This is a genomic window from Peribacillus sp. Bi96, from assembly GCF_918698115.1.
Lineage (GTDB): Bacteria > Bacillota > Bacilli > Bacillales > DSM-1321 > Peribacillus.
This window is the reverse complement of the sequence record NZ_CAKKLV010000005.1, coordinates 65,999-82,837: the sequence shown is the minus strand read 5'-3', so window position 1 is coordinate 82,837 and position 16,839 is coordinate 65,999. Positions and strand designations below refer to the sequence as shown.

Below are 16,839 nucleotides of genomic sequence, written 5' to 3'. Positions count from 1 at the left end.
ATTTCCGTTAGGGCCGGCTCATTTTTATCCATCCTTAATTAATATCGTTGTCCTCGAACCATTTCTCGAAGGTTTCCTCATCATTATAGCCATCGATCCGTTCTTGTTCTTGTCCATTCTTATAGTGTACGATGGTCGGGGTTTTTTTGATGCCATAATCGCTCCATCCTTGTTCAAACTCCAAAAGGTTGAATTGCACAAGATCAATACCCAATTTCTCTGCCAAAGGTGCCACGACTGGAGTGGTTTTTTGACTGATTGAATTCGTAGGACTATAGAAATAAACGGTCACGTCTTTACTATCTTGGAGGTCCTGCTCCAACTCTACAGGAAGGATCAAGTTTTGATAATTAGGGTCATCCAGCTGATCGACAGTAGCGGGTTTAAGTTTATCCTTGCCGTATGGATTTCCTTTTGATTTTTCTTCTTTTTTCATGTTTGTAAAAACGCCCAGCAGGACAAAAAGGGCGACGATTATCACTAAAAAAATAGCCATTTTCTTCATTAAGCTGCAACCTCCTTGGGTCTTGTCCATACGATGTAACTGCATATGAAAATAATGACGAATGCAGTCAAGGCTAGAACGGGATGGTAATGAAACCAAACACGTCAATATATTGTCCTATACATGGAACCCTTCCGCATGCAAGGGTGTGGTCGGGAAAGAATGAAACCTTTTGCACAAAATAACGATACGTGGGAATAAATGCACCGATGGCTGTTACTATCATGGTATACAAGCAAATCCAATGATCTTTTCGAATGATTGCAATTCCTAAAATGATTGTAAAAGGATATATGATGATACGCTGATACCAACAGAGCGCAAACGGTTCATTTTGCTTAATTTCAGAGAAATATAAGCTTCCAAACATAGCAATGATGGAGCAGCCAAGGCCACAAATAATAAGTTTTCCCCATTGCGTATAGTCTTGTTCATGGTTCCTCTTCCCCATCTCTTTTTGCTCTCATGAAAAGTATAGTATGTATGGATGGGGTCTGTAAAATATATATTCTTTTTCGAGGACATTCAGTATGGATTTTAGCTACGCAATTTTGAAATCCTTGGGTAGGTTGAGTTGTTTTAATTTTTAAATAAGGGGTATAATTCTTATGGAAGAGATTAAAGGAGTCTGAGGAAAATGCCTAATTTGGACCTGCATAAATATGAAAAAATTATGGAAATACGCAATATGAAGCTGGGAGACATAGATGAAATAATTGCTTTGCAATCGAGTTGCTTTCCTGGAATGGTGCCTTGGAAACGAAATCAGCTTGAGAGCCACCTGGCAATTTTTCCGGAAGGTCAATTCGTAGCTGAATATGATGGAAAAGTGATTGGCTCATGTTCCAGCCTCATTATTAATTTTGACGAATATGATGATCGCCATACATGGGACGATGTAACGGATAATGGATACATTACGAATCATAATCCGGACGGTTATAATTTATATGGCATCGAGGTCATGGTCCATCCTAAATTCCGCAGGATGAAAATCGGTCAAAGACTATATGATTCAAGGAAAGAACTTGTTGCCCAATTGAATTTGAAAAGTATCATTATCGGCGGCAGGATTCCCAATTACCATAAACATGCGGAGGAACTATTACCTAGGGAATATGTGAAAGAAGTGCAATTGCATAAAATATATGACCCGGTACTTTCGTTCCAGCTTTTAAATGGCTTCACGCTCATGAGAATCAATCCGAATTACTTGCCGGATGATTTGCAATCCAATAAGTATGCTACGCTCATGGAGTGGAATAACGTCGATTATCAGGCGAAAACAAAACGTTATTATAAAACATCTGAACCTGTAAGAATCTGCGTCGTGCAATACATGCTGCGTAAAATCGATTCATTCGAAGACTTCGCGAACCAAGTCGAGTATTTCACCGACGTGGCTTCGGATGCCAATGCCGATTTCGCCGTATTCCCGGAATTGTTCACGACCCAGCTGATGTCTTTCTTAAATGAAAGATCACCAAGCTTGGCTGTTAGGAAACTGTCCGATTTCACGGAGCAATACATTGAATTGTTCACCACTTTAGCAGTAAGGTATAACATCAATATCATCGGTGGTTCCCATTTCGTTAAAGAAGACGATGACAATATCTATAACATCGCTTATTTATTCCGTCGCGACGGGACGATTGAAAAACAATATAAGATTCATATCACACCGAATGAAAGAAAATGGTGGGGAATCAACGCAGGTGATCGCGTTCGCGTTTTTGATACGGACTGTGGGAAGATCGCCATACAAATTTGTTATGATATTGAGTTTCCGGAACTCGCCCGGATTGCAACCGACATGGGGGCCAAAATCATATTCACTCCATTTTGTACAGAAGATCGGCAAGGCTACTTGCGCGTTCGTTATTGTGCCCAGGCCCGTGCAGTGGAAAATCAAATTTATACGGTCATTTCCGGAACTGTCGGGAATCTGCCGCAAACGGAAAATATGGATATCCAATATGCTCAATCAGGGATTTTTGCCCCATCCGATTTCGAATTTGCGCGTGACGGCATAGTAGGGGAAACGAGCCCGAATCTTGAGATGGTTCTGATTGGCGATGTTGATTTGGAAATCTTACGACGAGAAAGACAGTCCGGTACAGTAAGGCAATTGAAAGATCGACGCCACGATATTTATAAGCTGCATTATCAAAAAGGCGGAAAATAAAGAGATAGAGAGCTCGTGATGAGAAGCAATGCTTAATGCTGTCCTTTTCATTATGAGCTCTTACTTCATTTATTGGAAAAAATGTGATAATTTTGTATAGGTAGATACATAACGACTAAAATAAGGCATTTGGGAGGAGATAATGGAGATGGAATGGAAATCTTTATACACCACATGGGCAGGATACCAGAATTTAAATGAGGAATTACGTGTCCTCCTCGAGGAGATGCAGCAGGATGAAGCAAAACTCGAAGATGCCTTTTATAAGAATTTAGAATTTGGTACAGGCGGTATGCGTGGGGAAATCGGAGCGGGAACGAACCGGATGAATCTTTATACAGTAAGGAAAGCCACGGTTGGTTTGGCCCAATATATCTCATCGTTTGGGGAAGAGGCAAAGGGAAGAGGGGCTGTGATTGCTTATGATTCGAGATATAAGTCACCGGAATTTGCACTCGAAGCAGCTAAAACCTTAGCAACATTTGGGGTGAAGGCTTATTTATTCGATGAATTGCGGCCTACTCCCGAATTATCATTTGCCGTTCGCGAACTGAATGCATTTGCTGGAATCGTCATCACGGCAAGCCACAATCCGCCTGAATATAATGGTTACAAGGTTTATGGACCTGATGGGGCACAATTGCCACCTGAGGCTGCGGATCAAGTGATCGGCTACGTGAATGCCATTGAAAGTGAGCTTGAAATTCAGGTTGAAGAAGCAGAAAGTCTTATAGGGAAGGGCCTCATTGAAATGATTGGCGAGGAATTAGATGCAGCGTATAATCAAGAGTTGCTTACAGTTCCCGAGAATCCACAGCTTGCAGAGGAAATAGATGTGTCAATCGTTTTTACGCCACTTCATGGCACGGCAAATAAATCAGTAAGACGGGCACTGCAAAGTTTAGGTTACCAAAACCTGCATATCGTTAAGGAGCAGGAGATGCCAGATCCAGATTTTTCAACAGTCAAGTCTCCGAATCCTGAGGAACCAGCTGCATTTGAAATGGCGATCGAGCTTGGAAACAAAGTGGAAGCGGACTTATTGATTGCAACGGACCCAGATGCCGATCGGCTGGGGATAGCCGTGAAAAACGAGATGGGCCAATATGTTATCCTGACAGGAAATCAAACAGGTGCCCTATTCCTCGATTATTTACTGGCACAGAAAAGAGAAAAGGGGACAATTCCCCAAAATGGAGTCGTCTTAAAAACAATTGTCACCTCAGAAATCGGGCGGACGATTGCGGAATCCTATGGCTTGCAAACGGTGGATGTTCTGACCGGGTTTAAATTCATAGCCGAGAAAATAAATCAGTATAATGAAAGCGGAGAACACAGCTTTTTGTTCGGGTATGAAGAAAGCTACGGTTATCTAATTAAGGACTTTGCCCGTGATAAAGATGCCATTCAAGCGGCAGTGCTAGCTGTAGAGGTCTGTGCTTATTATAAAAAGCAGGGATTGACACTTTATGAAGGGTTATTGAATGTGTTTGAAAAATACGGATTTTACCTGGAAGGTTTGCGTTCATTGACGTTAAAGGGCAAAGAGGGAGCAAAACAGATTTCTGGTATATTGAATCAATTCCGTCAAAATCCGCCTGCTCAAATTGCCGGCACCCAGGTGGTTATTGAGGAAGATTATCTGAGCAGTATAAAGCGTTCATTACCTTCAAATGATGAAGAATCGATCGAGCTTCCGAAATCAAACGTATTGAAGTATTTCCTTGAAGACGGTACATGGGTATGCCTTCGTCCCTCAGGCACTGAACCGAAAATTAAATTCTATTTCGGTGTCCAAGGTAAATCAATGCCAGAAGCTGAGTCAAAGTTAGCTGAAGTCATGGCTGATTTCATGGGTAAGATCGAAGCATTAGTTTAAATGTTTGAAAAGCTAAACGAAGGACTTTGGTCCTTCGTTTTTTTATTGTAAAGTCAATAAAAGTTGACGCCGACAAATTTTTAGTAGCAAGAATAATCAAAATTCAAGGAATTTCTGTTTCGGTTTTGGTATACTGTATTGGCGAGTGACCTCGGAAAACATCGGTTCATTATGTAGATAGAGTGAGCAGCAATATAGGAACAATGGGAGGGTTATTTTTATATGAAAAAATTAGTAATCATTAATGGTTCACCACGTAAACAGGGGCGTACAGGGATTGCATCACGCTACATTTCCAAGAAATACGGAGTGGAACTTATTGATTTAAGCAATAGTGAGATTCCTTTATATTCAGGTGAAGGTGAGCAATATCAATTGGAAGTGATTCAAGGTCTTCGTAAAAGCATCGAGGAAGCGGATGGCGTGATTCTTGCCACTCCGGAGTATCATGGTTCGATGAGCGGAGTTTTGAAAAATGCATTGGATTTTCTAAGCAGTGAACAATTCACGCATAAACCAGTCGCTTTATTGGCTGTTTCCGGAGGAGGAAAGGGCGGAATCAACGCCTTGAATTCCATGAGGACTGTAGGGCGTAGCCTTTATGCTAATGTGATTCCGAAACAATTGGTCCTTGATCCGCATTGCTTCGATTATGAAAATGATGGTTTATTTGAAGAGTCTGCTGAACTTGTAGAAGGTTTAATTGAAGAACTTAAAATATATGCAACTGCATATGCGACAATAAAAAAATAATGAAATGGGGGTCAGGTATTAAAATACCTGACCCTTCCTTAATTTCTAGGGTTCCACCAGCCACAGTTAAATCCCCGTAAATCAATCTTCTTGTATAAATTCCCCCATTTTGCAAAAACTATAGTTAGTTTTAGCTTGGGAGTTCATTTAAATAATCGCTTGTTTTTTCTGCTGCATGATCCAGATAACGTAGAAGTGCATACAGCTGGGATTGAACGATTTGGTAATCATGCTCAAACCGGTATGCGTGCAAAAAATGTTCAATTTTTTTCGAAAGAATGTGATCTTTCGTTCGAACCATTAATACTAACAAGCTGTCCCAATCAGAACGGTGTGTGTGAAACAATGCTTGATCATAATCCGCAATCCTCATGTAGTTCTCCCCCTTAATAAGGAGCTATTTGTATTTTGTTCAGATCGGACTGAATATTTCCTTACAATATGTGGTGATGTATTTGGACCGCGGTTGTTGCTTTTTACCTGAATAAAAATAAAAGGTGAGTACATGAGAAAATTAATGCTAATTGGAATATTCATCTTCCTTTTGTTTCCCGAAACCACATTTGCAGAAGAAGTGTATTCCCCTGAACGAATGGAAGCGGATCTGCAGGGAATCCAGAACCAATATGAATTGGACGTACAAATAATCGGGCACACTGAAGAAGGAAAAAATATAAAGGCAGTGAAGTTAGGAGAAGGGAAAAGGTCGATATTGCTTGTAGGCTCGCATCATGGTAGGGAATGGCTCAGCTCCAAACTGTTAATGAGCATGCTCGAGGAATATGCAGGCGCTTATCGGGCGGGTAAGTCGGTAGGAGGGTATTCTTCGGCATTAATGGATGAAGTCAGCATCTGGTTTATCCCGATGCTGAATCCAGATGGCGTCAGCATCCAGCAAGGAGATTTATCAAACTTGAGCTTTATTGAAAAGGCAGCCGTCTGGAAAATGAACCGATATAGTAAGAATTGGTCGCGTTGGAAGGCCAACGCCAAAGGCATTGATTTAAATAGGCAGTATCCGGCTGGATGGAAAGAAGTCATGAGTGATGAAACAAAACCAACTTATCAATTTTATAAGGGTGAACACCCCCTTGAGGCTGCGGAGGTTAAAGCGCTTGCTGATTTTACGAGGAAAATCGATCCCCTTATTGCGGTTTCCTACCATACGTCCGGGAGGGAAATCTTTTGGCATTATCAAAATAAACGTGAAAATATGGCAAGGGATTATGGCATTGCCAAAAAAACAGCGGAAATGACTGGGTATGAATTGACCTTTCCGGAAAAAGAAGCAGTGGGCAGTGGATTTACGGATTGGTTCATTACTGAATTCGGGCGCCCAGGAATGACAATCGAACTCAGTTATTTAGTGGATGAAACCAATCCTCCAATGACTGTATTTCCTGAAGAATGGAAAAGGAATCATTTTGTTGGGATCATGCTTGTAAATGAAGCGAACCTGCTGCATAACAATTGAACAATTTTACATAATAATAAATAAGAGGACAGTATAAGGAGGGAAAGATATTGAAAAAAGTCATCATGATGCTAATGGGTATTTTTTTGATAATACAAGCAGGGTCCATTTCTGCACAGGCCCAAAAACCTGATTATGAAAAATACGGAAAAATTGCGATTGCCGTCGTCCAAGCAGATTATCCCGAAGTTGAGATTAGCGATTATGAATATAATGGTAGAAAAACTATAGCGAAGAATTTTGTCCAAGACGATTTCAGATTTTTGGTCAAGGAAAAAGGAAAGGAGTTCAATGTCATCGTGACCGTTCAACATGATTTGACAAATGAAAAATTACTTAATTTAAAGGTCACGGAGCAAAAAGGAAAGTGAGTTCACAAACGGAAATTATAGGTATGTATCTAACCGAACATCTTCAGCTCAAGAAGATGTTTTTTTCATTCTTAATGTGAATGGCAAATGAATAATGGCTGCCACTGGAAAAAATGTTATGAGATCAACACACTTATGCCCCTGCCATGAAGTTTTCATTGCATTTATGAGCTGCTAACAAGTATAGTTAGTATCAGATTGAAACAATATAGCTAGATTTTAGGGGTAGTATATAATGAGAAAGTTTAAGAAAGTTTATGTGGAAATTACAAATATATGTAACTTGAAGTGCAATTTTTGTCCGAGCTCCAGCTTGCAAAGGACCCTGAAATTCATGGATCCTGAAGGGTTTACGCATGTTATCGAGAAAATCAAACCACACACCGATCATATTTACTTTCATCTGATGGGTGAACCATTTTTAAATAAAAATTTGGGTACATTCCTGGATATCAGTGCTGAAAATGATCTGAAAGTGAATATTACAACGAACGGTACTTTGATTCAAAAGGTCAAAGACAAGCTGCTTTCCAAAAAAGCCCTTCGGCAGGTGAATATTTCCCTTCATAGCTTTGAGGCAAATGATACGGGCAATAGTCTTGACTCTTATGTCAGTAATATTGCCGATTTCATTAATGAGGCTAATGAAAAAAGTGAAGTGATTTGCGCCATTCGTTTATGGAATATGGATACAGATGAACTGAAAGCGAGTAATGGCCTGAACGACGATATTCTCAGTATGTTGGAGGAGAAGCTTTCTTTGGATATCCGCTTAAGTGAAGCTCTTCAACAAAAGAATAATATCAAGTTGAAGGACAGGGTTTATATAAACATGGCTGAAAAATTCGAGTGGCCGGAATTGGACCGTGACATTATCGATGAAAATATATTCTGTTATGCTCTGAGAGATCAGTTGGGCATCTTGGTGGATGGAACGGTTGTACCTTGCTGTTTGGATAGTGAAGGGAAAATTCCACTTGGGAATATATTTGAATCGTCACTTGAAGAAATTTTAAATGGTGAACGGGCTAAAAACATGTATGATGGCTTCTCAAGAAGATGTGCAGTTGAAGAGCTATGTAAACGGTGTGGCTATGCAAAGCGTCATAAAAAATAAAGAGTAAGGAAAACCACGGAGTTCATCTTCGTGGTTTTTTTTGTTAGGAGAAATCGACCCCTTTTTTTATTAAAAATTCTGAATATTGTTGTTTTATTAAAGAACCCGTGATAAAATACGTTCTATTATTAAAGAAGTTAATACTTCATATTGGTATATAAAAAGTTTAGGATTCATACTTTGTTTTGAGGGGATGTTTTATGGATTTACAGCTAAAAGTTAAAGAGGTATTCCCTGATTTATCGACTGGTCAAAAAAAGGTAGCGAAATATTTGTTAGTACATTCACATACATTCGCAGTCACTTCAGCTGAAAAGCTAGGGAAGGATATTGGCGTCAGTGAAACGACTATCATACGTTTTTGTTATTCGTTGGGGTTAAGTGGATTTGCGGAAATTCAAAAACTTATTCGTAATCAGTTGATATTCGAGAGCAGCAGTTTGAATGAGTATCATTCATCTAAACTGGAAGCTGCCCATCAGCCAAACTTCATGGCCCAAGTGATGGGGCAGGATATTCTTAGCATCGAAAAGACAATGAAAAATTTATCAAATGATGATTTCTCCAAAACAGTTGATAAATTGGCGGCAGCCGACTATATCTTGATTTCCGGACACCGTTTATCATTTTCGGCAGCGCATTGGTTAACGTATACACTTAGGCTTGTTAGGGAAGATGTCCATTTATATAGACCGGACACAGATGATATTTTTTCACAACTGAACAAAATGACTGAAAATTCCGTTTTTGTCGCCATTTCATTTCATCGGTATGTGAAAGAGACGGTAAAAATCACGGAAATGGCCAAACAAGCGGGTTCATTTGTAATCGGCATTACTGATTCTGAACTTGCACCGATTGCTGACTTCAGTGACATGTTATTGCCCATATCCACGCCGAGGACCTCCACTATCGATACGGCACCTGTTTTATTCTCATTGTTAAATAGTTTGGTAGCAGGTGTTTCGATTAAAGATGAACAGCGTTTCAAAGAAAGAAAAGCTAGATATGATGCGTTCAATCAAGATGATTATTTCTTTTAATTAACACGTACATGAATTCAGTAATCAAGCCGATAAAACTGGGATATTAGGGGGAACAGAAATGGATATAAAACAATCAATCGATAAATTAAGGCCGCGGATCATCGATATATTCGACCATTTACACGCTCATCCTGAAACGAGTTGGAATGAGGTGAATACGACAGCTTTCATTTCTAATATTTTAAGAGAAAATCATTGCACGGTAGAAACATTCCAAGATTGTACCGGAGTGATTGGAGAAATGGGAAATGGGATTTTCACAGTCGGATTACGATCCGATATCGATGCACTTTGGCAGGAGGTGCATGGAACGTTTCAGGCTAATCATTCCTGTGGGCACGACGGGCATATGACCTTGGCACTTGGAGTATTCCTAGTTTTGAAGGAAATGGACTTTCGGCCGGGAGGTAAGCTGAAATTCATTTTTCAGCCAGCTGAAGAAAAAGGTACGGGCGCCTTGAAGATGATTGAAGAAAAAGTTTTGGATGATGTCGACTTCCTTTATGGAGTGCATTTAAGGCCAGTGGAGGAAGTGAAGGATGGGCAGGCGTCACCTGCCATTGTCCACGGAGCCGCACAGTTCATTAAAGGAGAAATAGTCGGGACGGATGCACATGGGGCAAGGCCGCATCAAGGGCAAAATGCAATCGAAGTAGGAGCGGCCTTCGTCACTATGTTAAATAGTATCCATCTCAATCCATCCATCCCTTATTCAGCAAAAATGACCCAGTTTTTCGCTGGAGGCGAAAGTTCCAATATCATTCCTGGAAAAGCAACATTCTCACTGGATTTAAGGGCTCAAGATAATGAAGTGATGAAAGAGCTCACCAAAAAGGTGGAAAAAGTTGCAGAATCTTTGGCGTTTGTCCATGGAGTTGAAATAAAACTCGAGCCGGCAGCAAATGTTGCCGCAGCTATCGTAAATGAACAAGCCCAGGAAATAATGGCTGAAGCGATTGCCGATACACTCGGGAAAGAAAATTTGGTAGCGCCTGTCATAACAACCGGAGGAGAAGATTTTCATTTTTATACGTTGAAAAGGCCTGAAGTCAAAGCGACGATGCTTGGGTTAGGCTGTGATCTCACACCAGGTCTCCATCATCCGGACATGACGTTCAACAAAGATGCTTTGTTTTCCGGAATAGAAATCCTGACGAAAGCCATCATTCTTACTTTTGATAAGTATGGAGAGGAGGGACACCTACATGACTGATGAATTAATCATAAAATCGCTATCAACACTAGAGGATTTACAAGAAGTGCAGCGACTTGAAATCCTTGTATGGGGCATGGATTGCGTACCTACCCATCAGACGATTACAGCAGTCAAAAACGGCGGCCTTGTTTTAGGTGGTTATATCAATGACCAGTTAGTTGGATTTCAATACAGTTTCCCGGGATTTAAGGATGGAAGGGTGTTTCTTTGTTCACATATGCTAGCCATCCATCCTGCCCATCAAAAGAAGGGCTACGGTAGATTACTTAAATTGGCACAAAGAGAAGAAGCACTCAAAAAAGGCTACGATTTAATTAAATGGACATATGATCCATTGGAAAGTGTGAACGCAAACTTGAATATCGGCAAGCTAAAAGCGGTTTGCTCTACATATATGGAAGATTGTTATGGGAATATGAAAGATACCCTCAATGAAGGATTATCCACTGATCGGTTCGTAGTGGAATGGAATATAAGGCAGGTAGGAAAGGAAGAGACATCACTTCCCGAAAATTCCACACACATCGTAACCACAGAAATGAATGACCAAGGCTTTCCTTATATCAAGGATTATCATTTGGAAACCAATGCAGATGTGGTCGCTATCCCCATCCCGACAGATATTCAGAAAATCAAAAAAGGTGATCTCCGCCTTGCGATTGATTGGCGGTCAAAAACGGGTGAATTATTCAAAACGCTTTTTGCTAACGGATATGTTGTAGTTGGAATAGAACGGGAACAAGGTGAGCACATTCAAAACTACTTATTAAAAAAACAAGATTGAGAGGGAAGTAGAAATGAAAATAAAAGAAGTGCGTTTACGTCATTTGAACATGGATCTGATTGCTCCATTTACAACAAGCTTTGGAACGTTTATAGATAAGGAATTCATTCTGGTGGAAGTGAAAAATGAGGAGGGGCTTTCTGGTTGGGCTGAATCAGTGGCTTTTTCAGCGCCTTGGTATAACGAAGAAACAATAAAAACAAATTGGACCATGCTTGAAGATTTCTTGATTCCGCTTGTATTGGATAAAGATATAGATCATCCTCGTGAAGTATCGGATATGTTTTCGCATATTCGCAAAAATAATATGGCTAAATCGGCAATCGAGGGAGCTATTTGGGATTTATACGCAAAAGAAAAGAATATCCCATTAAGTATGGCACTAGGTGGAGAACTCGAAAAAATCGATGTTGGAATCAGTATCGGCATTCAAAAAACAGTACCTGAATTACTGAAGAAAATAGAAGATGGATTGAATGATGGTTATAAAAGAATCAAAATAAAAATTCAACCAGGTTGGGATGTTGATGTAATCAAGGAAGTACGCAATCGTTATCCGGATATCCCGATCATGGCAGATGCAAACTCCGCCTACCGCCTGAAAGACATCGAATTACTGAAGCAGCTTGATCAATTTGATTTAATGATGATCGAGCAGCCCTTGTCGTCGGATGACATAGTCGATCATGCGGCATTACAGGCGGAAATCAAAACCCCGATTTGCTTGGATGAAAGTATTCATTCGGTGGAGGATGCAAGAAAAGCCCTTGAATTGGGAAGCTGTAAAATCATTAATATCAAGATTGGCAGGGTAGGCGGTTTAACGGAAGCGAAGAAAATACATGATTTATGTAAAGAACGAAAAGTTCCGGTTTGGTGTGGGGGCATGTTGGAATCAGGTGTCGGGCGTGCTCATAATATCGCCTTGACAACTCTGGATAATTTCACGATGCCTGGAGATACCGCAGCATCTGCGAATTATTGGCATAAAGACATCATTCAGCCGGAGGTTACCGTTATAGATGGGGTCATAACCGTTCCAAAGTCTGCAGGCATTGGCTTTGAAGTCGATCCCGCTGCTGTCGATCAATTCACTTCCTTTAGTAAAAGGTATACCAAATAATAAAAAGCAAGAATCTGAAGAATAGCACTCCCCAGCTTCAAGAGCGATTTGCTCGCTAAAATTACTGAAGCTGGGAAGCTTTAAAGAAAAGAGTAATGAACGGGCAGGTACTTCGTTTAATATGAATTATCAGAATAATCATTCAATTAAGAGGGGATCCATATGAAAAACAGTGTAAATCTTGCAGGTGCATATATTGGAATCATCATTGGGGCAGGTTTCGCCTCAGGACAGGAAGTATTACAATTCTTTACGAGCTTCGGAATCTATAGTGTATTGGGAATTGTGGTGGCGACTGCTTTATTCTCGTTTTTAGGGATGCAAGTTACACAACTGGGAAGCTCTCTCCAAACCCGCTCCCATAAAAGCATCATCGATCATATTTGTGGCCGTTACATAGGCAGGGTAGTCGATATTTTCATTACTTTTTTCTTGTTTGGCGTTACAGTCATCATGATTGCTGGTTCTGGAACGATTTTTGAAGAACAATTCGGCATTCCAAGTATAGTCGGTGCAATCGTCATGACTGTCCTTACGATTGGCACGCTCTTACTAAATGTTAATAAAATCATGTCCATCATTAGTGCAGTCACACCGTTTTTATTTGTTATCATGATTATTATTTCAGGCTATTCATTCTTCACATCCGATCTCAGTTTTAAAGAAATCATTTCTTCTTCAAGTAAAGGAACGGCAGCAACTGGAAATTGGTTGATGGGTTCATTATTGTATGTTTCATATAATATGACTGCCGGAATCGCGATGCTGGCCGTAATGGGAGGGATCTTTAAGAATAAGAAAGAGGCTGGAATGGGAGGCATCCTTGGAGGTATCGGATTGGGGATATTGTTACTCTTGATCAATATGGGAATGATGTCGGACTTGAAGGGCATAGAAGGGTCGGGTATGCCTACCCTTTATTTAGCAAATCAGATTTCACCATGGTTGGGATATATCCTGTCAATCGTCCTTTTAGGAATGATCTATAACACCTCAGTTGGAATGCTGTATGCATTCACAGCAAGGTTGGTGCCTGCCGATACGAAACGATTTAAAATTTCTGTGGTTTTGGTAGGAATCCTCGCTTTCCTTGCAAGTTTCGTTGGTTTCATTAAATTGGTCGGAACGGTATACCCAGTTACAGGTTATTTAGGTTTTGTAATCATTGCAGCGCTTATCATTTCCTGGATCCGTTCGAAAGCGAACAAAGGGGCAGTGAATGTGGAATTAGTAAAAAATTAAAGAGTGAAGGGAAAATAAAGGGTGAACGGCATCGATCAATTATAACTGACATCTTCTTCATGGGTATGTTTTTTTCTGTTATCGAGGAACCTTTACACATGATCACGGCATTTTTCCGCCTTTTTTTCATACATTAGTTTAAAGGCGGAAGACAAGGGGGATATCGGATGAATGGAGCGGAGCAAAAGGCTCTGGAATATGCCATTAGTGAAATAACAGAAATAGCAACGGGGTTCGGGTTGGATTTTTACCCGATGCGCTATGAAATTTGCCCTTCAGAAATCATTTATACATTTGGTGCCTATGGGATGCCGACCCGTTTTTCACATTGGAGCTTTGGGAAGCAGTTTCATAAAATGAAGCTACAGTATGACTTTGGATTAAGTAAAATCTATGAACTGGTCATTAACTCTAATCCTTGTTACGCTTTTCTGCTGGACTCCAATTCACTTGTACAAAATAAATTGATCGTTGCCCATGTTTTGGCACATTGTGATTTCTTTAAGAATAATGTACGTTTCAATAATACGAAGAGGGATATGGTTGAAAGTATGTCGGCCACGGCAGAAAGAATCCGTGAATATGAAATCCTGCATGGCAAAAAGGAAGTAGAAACTTTCCTCGATGCACTTTTAGCCATTGAAGAACATATCGATCCGTCGTTGATGAGACCTAAGCTTGCCTGGACGATGGAAGATGAGGAAGAGGAAGAGGAAATAAAGCCGATAGCCACACAATACGATGATTTATGGAATCTGGATAATAAGGATAAACCGAAGAATTCCACGATTAAGAAAAGAAAAAAATTCCCGCCGAGGCCAGAAAAGGATATTATGCTTTTCATTGAACAGTACAGCAGGGATTTAGCCGATTGGCAGCGGGATATCATGACGATGATCAGGGAAGAGATGCTGTATTTCTGGCCACAGCTCGAAACGAAAATCATGAACGAAGGCTGGGCATCATACTGGCATCAGCGCATAATCCGTGAATTGGATTTGTCCTCAGGGGAAGCCATTGAATTCGCAAAACTTAACGCGGGTGTCGTTCAGCCATCACGGACCAGCATCAACCCTTATTATCTTGGATTGAAAGTGCTTGAAGATATTGAAGAACGCTATGATAATCCTACCGAAGAAATGATCAGGCTGGGCGTTAAGCCTGGAACTGGCAGGGAAAAGATGTTCGAAGTAAGAGAAATCGAATCCGATATTTCCTTTCTCCGCAATTATTTGACGAAGGACCTGGTCATGCGGGAGGATATGTATTTATTCCAAAAGCAGGGCAAGGATTATAAAATCGTCGATAAGGCATGGGAACATGTGCGTGATCAACTCGTCAGTATGAGGGTTAATGGCGGGTTCCCTTACATCACAGTAAATGATGGCGACTACATGCGCAATGGGGAACTTTATTTGAAACATTGGTATGAAGATATTGAGCTGGACCTGAAATATCTCGAAAAAGTCATGCCATATATCCATCAGCTTTGGGGACGCTCCGTGCATATGGAATCAGTCATGGAAGGAAAAGAAGTCCTGTTTTCCTATGATGGAAAAGGTATTCACCGTAAGTATTTATAAGAAAAAAACTGCTGAGAAATCGGCAGTTTTTTTGTTTCGTATGTTCCCAGAATATGAACGATACTTGTAATTTGCTAGTACTATAAGGCACCCCGAAAAGAATTTCTGCGTTGTTGGCATGAAAAGTTATGGAGGAGCACCTACTTTCTTATTGGCGACTGGCCCCTGAAACAGGAGAGTGCAGTGTGAGTCTCGCTTCTAGTTCCTACGGTTCTGATATTCCTGGAACTGAAACAAAGGATGATTCTTGCTGCGAATAGTAGAATGACAACAATGTCAATTTTTTTTAGACCTTAAACATGTATAACCCTGTCCTAAAATTAGGACAGGGTTAACATAAAGTTGTTTAATTGTTGATAAAAACACTTCACCGAACTTAAAACTTACCAATAAAGTGGTTTAGAACTAGGTTACTTCGTCATAAAGTTAATTCTGCAATATCTGAATAAGGTTGCCGCATGTATCGTCGAAGACAGCTATTGTGACTTCGCCCATTTTTGTCGGCTCCATAGTAAACTTCACGCCGCGATCCAATAATCGTTTGTACTCTTTATGAATATCTGCAACGCCAAACATTGTTGCTGGGATGCCTTCGGCAAATATCTTCTTTTGATACTCCTTTGCGGCAGGATGCTCATTCGGTTCGAGTAAAAGCTCGGTACCGTCATGATCATCGGAAGAAACAAGCGTAATCCACCTGAATTTTCCCATGGGAACGTCATGCTTTTTTACAAATCCCAGCTTTTCTGAATAAAATTCCAGTGCCTTGTCTTGGTCTTGTACGAATATGCTGGTAACAATGATTTTCATACTGTTTTTGCCTCCTTTGATATTTGTGACGCATGGTGCGGTTCTAACAATCTGGCTGTAAGCAAAACAGCCCACACATTCGTCAGAAGTCCTGTTCCGGTTTTATAATTTACTCTATCCATCCTTTTAGCAAATTTTTAAGTGGTTCGTTGTTGAAAATAACTACTCGATATTTTCCCTTTTTTTTTGATTTTACGAGCCCTGCATCTTCCAGTACAGAAAGATGTTTAGCTATCGCTTGTCGCGAAATGGAAACGTCGTGCTTCATAATGAGACGTACCGTAAGTTCATACAACGTCAGCTCATTGCGTTCGGATAGTTCGTCTAATATAAGCCGCCGAGTCGAGTCGCTAAGTGCTTTGAATATAGTATCTTTGTCCCAATTCATATATCGAGTATAAGCAACTATAAGGTTGCTTGTCAAGGATAAGCAACTGTATGGTTGCGTGATGGAGGAACCGTATCATGCAATCTTAACAAGTTAAAGTCACATAATTATAGTGTGAACCATTATAGAAATATAAATTGTATTTCAACAAAAAAGTGCATGGTTCGCTGGCACGAGTTGATCTACAGTAATCATTGCAAGTTGATCTCGCTGAATAGAATTATGTTTAGGAAGCATACTTATCACCTCAAGTTTAATACTTCTTTTTTATAAAAAAGACTGTAGACAACCTCGTTATTCATCGAGTTTATCTACAGACTGTTCTTTTGATTATATTTCAAGATGTAGGATGAAATCGCTTTT

16 protein-coding genes and 1 pseudogene are annotated in these 16,839 nt (G+C 40.2%); 12 read left to right on the top strand and 5 right to left on the bottom strand.

Features of this window, described 5'->3' with window-relative positions; all coding sequences use genetic code 11:
* Positions 1–34 precede the first annotated feature (34 nt).
* Together LQ203_RS08565 and LQ203_RS08560 are read right to left on the bottom strand one after the other, a co-directional pair.
* On the bottom strand, positions 35–505 hold the full coding sequence (locus LQ203_RS08565; protein WP_230157205.1) for a thioredoxin family protein: 471 nt from the start codon (positions 503–505) through the stop codon (positions 35–37).
* Positions 505–940 (bottom strand): annotated as a pseudogene (locus LQ203_RS08560) (disulfide oxidoreductase). Before LQ203_RS08560 ends, LQ203_RS08565 begins: the two are co-directional and overlap by 1 nt.
* A gap of 202 nt (positions 941–1,142) precedes the next feature.
* Here LQ203_RS08560 and LQ203_RS08555 point away from each other — a divergent pair.
* The 3 genes from LQ203_RS08555 to LQ203_RS08545 all read left to right on the top strand — a co-directional run bounded on the left by LQ203_RS08555 (position 1,143) and on the right by LQ203_RS08545 (position 5,322).
* A complete protein-coding gene (locus tag LQ203_RS08555; protein WP_230157204.1) occupies positions 1,143–2,690 on the top strand; it encodes a bifunctional GNAT family N-acetyltransferase/carbon-nitrogen hydrolase family protein in 1,548 nt (515 codons plus the stop codon).
* Between the two features lie 148 nt (positions 2,691–2,838).
* Entirely contained in the window at positions 2,839–4,569 is a 1,731-nt protein-coding gene (locus LQ203_RS08550) for a phospho-sugar mutase (RefSeq protein WP_230157418.1), read from the top strand.
* Positions 4,570–4,791: 222 nt separating this feature from the next.
* Positions 4,792–5,322, top strand: a complete 531-nt coding sequence (locus LQ203_RS08545; protein ID WP_230157203.1) for an NADPH-dependent FMN reductase — start codon at positions 4,792–4,794, stop codon at positions 5,320–5,322.
* Positions 5,323–5,452: 130 nt separating this feature from the next.
* Here the strand turns inward: LQ203_RS08545 and LQ203_RS08540 are convergent, their stop codons facing one another.
* Complete coding sequence (locus LQ203_RS08540; protein WP_230157202.1) at positions 5,453–5,695, bottom strand: YhdB family protein; 243 nt, start codon at positions 5,693–5,695, stop codon at positions 5,453–5,455.
* A gap of 132 nt (positions 5,696–5,827) precedes the next feature.
* Between LQ203_RS08540 and LQ203_RS08535 the strand changes: the two genes are divergently transcribed.
* The 9 genes from LQ203_RS08535 (at position 5,828) to LQ203_RS08495 (ending at position 15,278) form a co-directional block, all read left to right on the top strand.
* A complete protein-coding gene (locus tag LQ203_RS08535) occupies positions 5,828–6,796 on the top strand; it encodes a M14 family zinc carboxypeptidase (RefSeq protein WP_230157201.1) in 969 nt (322 codons plus the stop codon).
* 50 nt (positions 6,797–6,846) lie between these two features.
* The gene (locus LQ203_RS08530) at positions 6,847–7,167 is read left to right on the top strand and encodes a DUF3889 domain-containing protein (protein WP_230157198.1); all 321 of its coding nucleotides are present in this window, start codon (positions 6,847–6,849) and stop codon (positions 7,165–7,167) included.
* 235 nt (positions 7,168–7,402) lie between these two features.
* On the top strand, positions 7,403–8,284 hold the full coding sequence (locus LQ203_RS08525; RefSeq protein WP_230157197.1) for a radical SAM/SPASM domain-containing protein: 882 nt from the start codon (positions 7,403–7,405) through the stop codon (positions 8,282–8,284).
* A 200-nt stretch (positions 8,285–8,484) separates the two neighbouring features.
* The gene (locus tag LQ203_RS08520; protein WP_230157196.1) at positions 8,485–9,327 is read left to right on the top strand and encodes a MurR/RpiR family transcriptional regulator; all 843 of its coding nucleotides are present in this window, start codon (positions 8,485–8,487) and stop codon (positions 9,325–9,327) included.
* A gap of 61 nt (positions 9,328–9,388) precedes the next feature.
* Complete coding sequence (locus tag LQ203_RS08515; protein ID WP_230157195.1) at positions 9,389–10,543, top strand: M20 peptidase aminoacylase family protein; 1,155 nt, start codon at positions 9,389–9,391, stop codon at positions 10,541–10,543.
* On the top strand, positions 10,536–11,330 hold the full coding sequence (locus LQ203_RS08510; protein ID WP_230157194.1) for a GNAT family N-acetyltransferase: 795 nt from the start codon (positions 10,536–10,538) through the stop codon (positions 11,328–11,330). Before LQ203_RS08515 ends, LQ203_RS08510 begins: the two co-directional genes overlap by 8 nt.
* A 13-nt stretch (positions 11,331–11,343) precedes the next feature.
* Positions 11,344–12,453 (top strand): o-succinylbenzoate synthase, encoded by a 1,110-nt coding sequence (gene menC / locus LQ203_RS08505; protein WP_230157193.1) that lies wholly within the window; start codon positions 11,344–11,346, stop codon positions 12,451–12,453.
* 162 nt (positions 12,454–12,615) lie between these two features.
* Complete coding sequence (locus LQ203_RS08500; RefSeq protein ID WP_230157191.1) at positions 12,616–13,695, top strand: hypothetical protein; 1,080 nt, start codon at positions 12,616–12,618, stop codon at positions 13,693–13,695.
* Between the two features lie 167 nt (positions 13,696–13,862).
* Entirely contained in the window at positions 13,863–15,278 is a 1,416-nt protein-coding gene (locus tag LQ203_RS08495) for a SpoVR family protein (RefSeq protein ID WP_230157189.1), read from the top strand.
* A gap of 426 nt (positions 15,279–15,704) precedes the next feature.
* Here LQ203_RS08495 and LQ203_RS08490 read toward each other — a convergent pair whose 3' ends face one another.
* Positions 15,705–16,088, bottom strand: a complete 384-nt coding sequence (locus LQ203_RS08490; RefSeq protein ID WP_230157187.1) for a VOC family protein — start codon at positions 16,086–16,088, stop codon at positions 15,705–15,707.
* 109 nt (positions 16,089–16,197) lie between these two features.
* Positions 16,198–16,476 carry a metalloregulator ArsR/SmtB family transcription factor gene (locus LQ203_RS08485; protein WP_230157185.1) on the bottom strand — a complete coding sequence of 93 codons (279 nt, stop codon included), beginning with the start codon at positions 16,474–16,476 and terminating at the stop codon, positions 16,198–16,200.
* Between the last annotated feature and the right edge of the window lie 363 nt (positions 16,477–16,839).

What these genes read in the sequence shown, in the direction of transcription:
- LQ203_RS08535 (WP_230157201.1), top strand. Translation starts at nt 5,828, where the DNA reads ATGAGAAAATTAATGCTAATTGGAATATTCATCTTCCTTTTGTTTCCC.
- LQ203_RS08545 (WP_230157203.1), top strand. Translation starts at nt 4,792, where the DNA reads ATGAAAAAATTAGTAATCATTAATGGTTCACCACGTAAACAGGGGCGT.
- LQ203_RS08500 (WP_230157191.1), top strand. Translation starts at nt 12,616, where the DNA reads ATGAAAAACAGTGTAAATCTTGCAGGTGCATATATTGGAATCATCATT.
- LQ203_RS08555 (WP_230157204.1), top strand. Translation starts at nt 1,143, where the DNA reads ATGCCTAATTTGGACCTGCATAAATATGAAAAAATTATGGAAATACGC.
- LQ203_RS08515 (WP_230157195.1), top strand. Translation starts at nt 9,389, where the DNA reads ATGGATATAAAACAATCAATCGATAAATTAAGGCCGCGGATCATCGAT.
- LQ203_RS08565 (WP_230157205.1), bottom strand. Translation starts at nt 505, where the DNA reads ATGAAGAAAATGGCTATTTTTTTAGTGATAATCGTCGCCCTTTTTGTC.
- LQ203_RS08510 (WP_230157194.1), top strand. Translation starts at nt 10,536, where the DNA reads ATGACTGATGAATTAATCATAAAATCGCTATCAACACTAGAGGATTTA.
- LQ203_RS08495 (WP_230157189.1), top strand. Translation starts at nt 13,863, where the DNA reads ATGAATGGAGCGGAGCAAAAGGCTCTGGAATATGCCATTAGTGAAATA.
- menC (WP_230157193.1), top strand. Translation starts at nt 11,344, where the DNA reads ATGAAAATAAAAGAAGTGCGTTTACGTCATTTGAACATGGATCTGATT.
- LQ203_RS08525 (WP_230157197.1), top strand. Translation starts at nt 7,403, where the DNA reads ATGAGAAAGTTTAAGAAAGTTTATGTGGAAATTACAAATATATGTAAC.
- LQ203_RS08520 (WP_230157196.1), top strand. Translation starts at nt 8,485, where the DNA reads ATGGATTTACAGCTAAAAGTTAAAGAGGTATTCCCTGATTTATCGACT.
- LQ203_RS08490 (WP_230157187.1), bottom strand. Translation starts at nt 16,088, where the DNA reads ATGAAAATCATTGTTACCAGCATATTCGTACAAGACCAAGACAAGGCA.
- LQ203_RS08550 (WP_230157418.1), top strand. Translation starts at nt 2,839, where the DNA reads ATGGAATGGAAATCTTTATACACCACATGGGCAGGATACCAGAATTTA.
- LQ203_RS08485 (WP_230157185.1), bottom strand. Translation starts at nt 16,476, where the DNA reads ATGAATTGGGACAAAGATACTATATTCAAAGCACTTAGCGACTCGACT.
- LQ203_RS08540 (WP_230157202.1), bottom strand. Translation starts at nt 5,695, where the DNA reads ATGAGGATTGCGGATTATGATCAAGCATTGTTTCACACACACCGTTCT.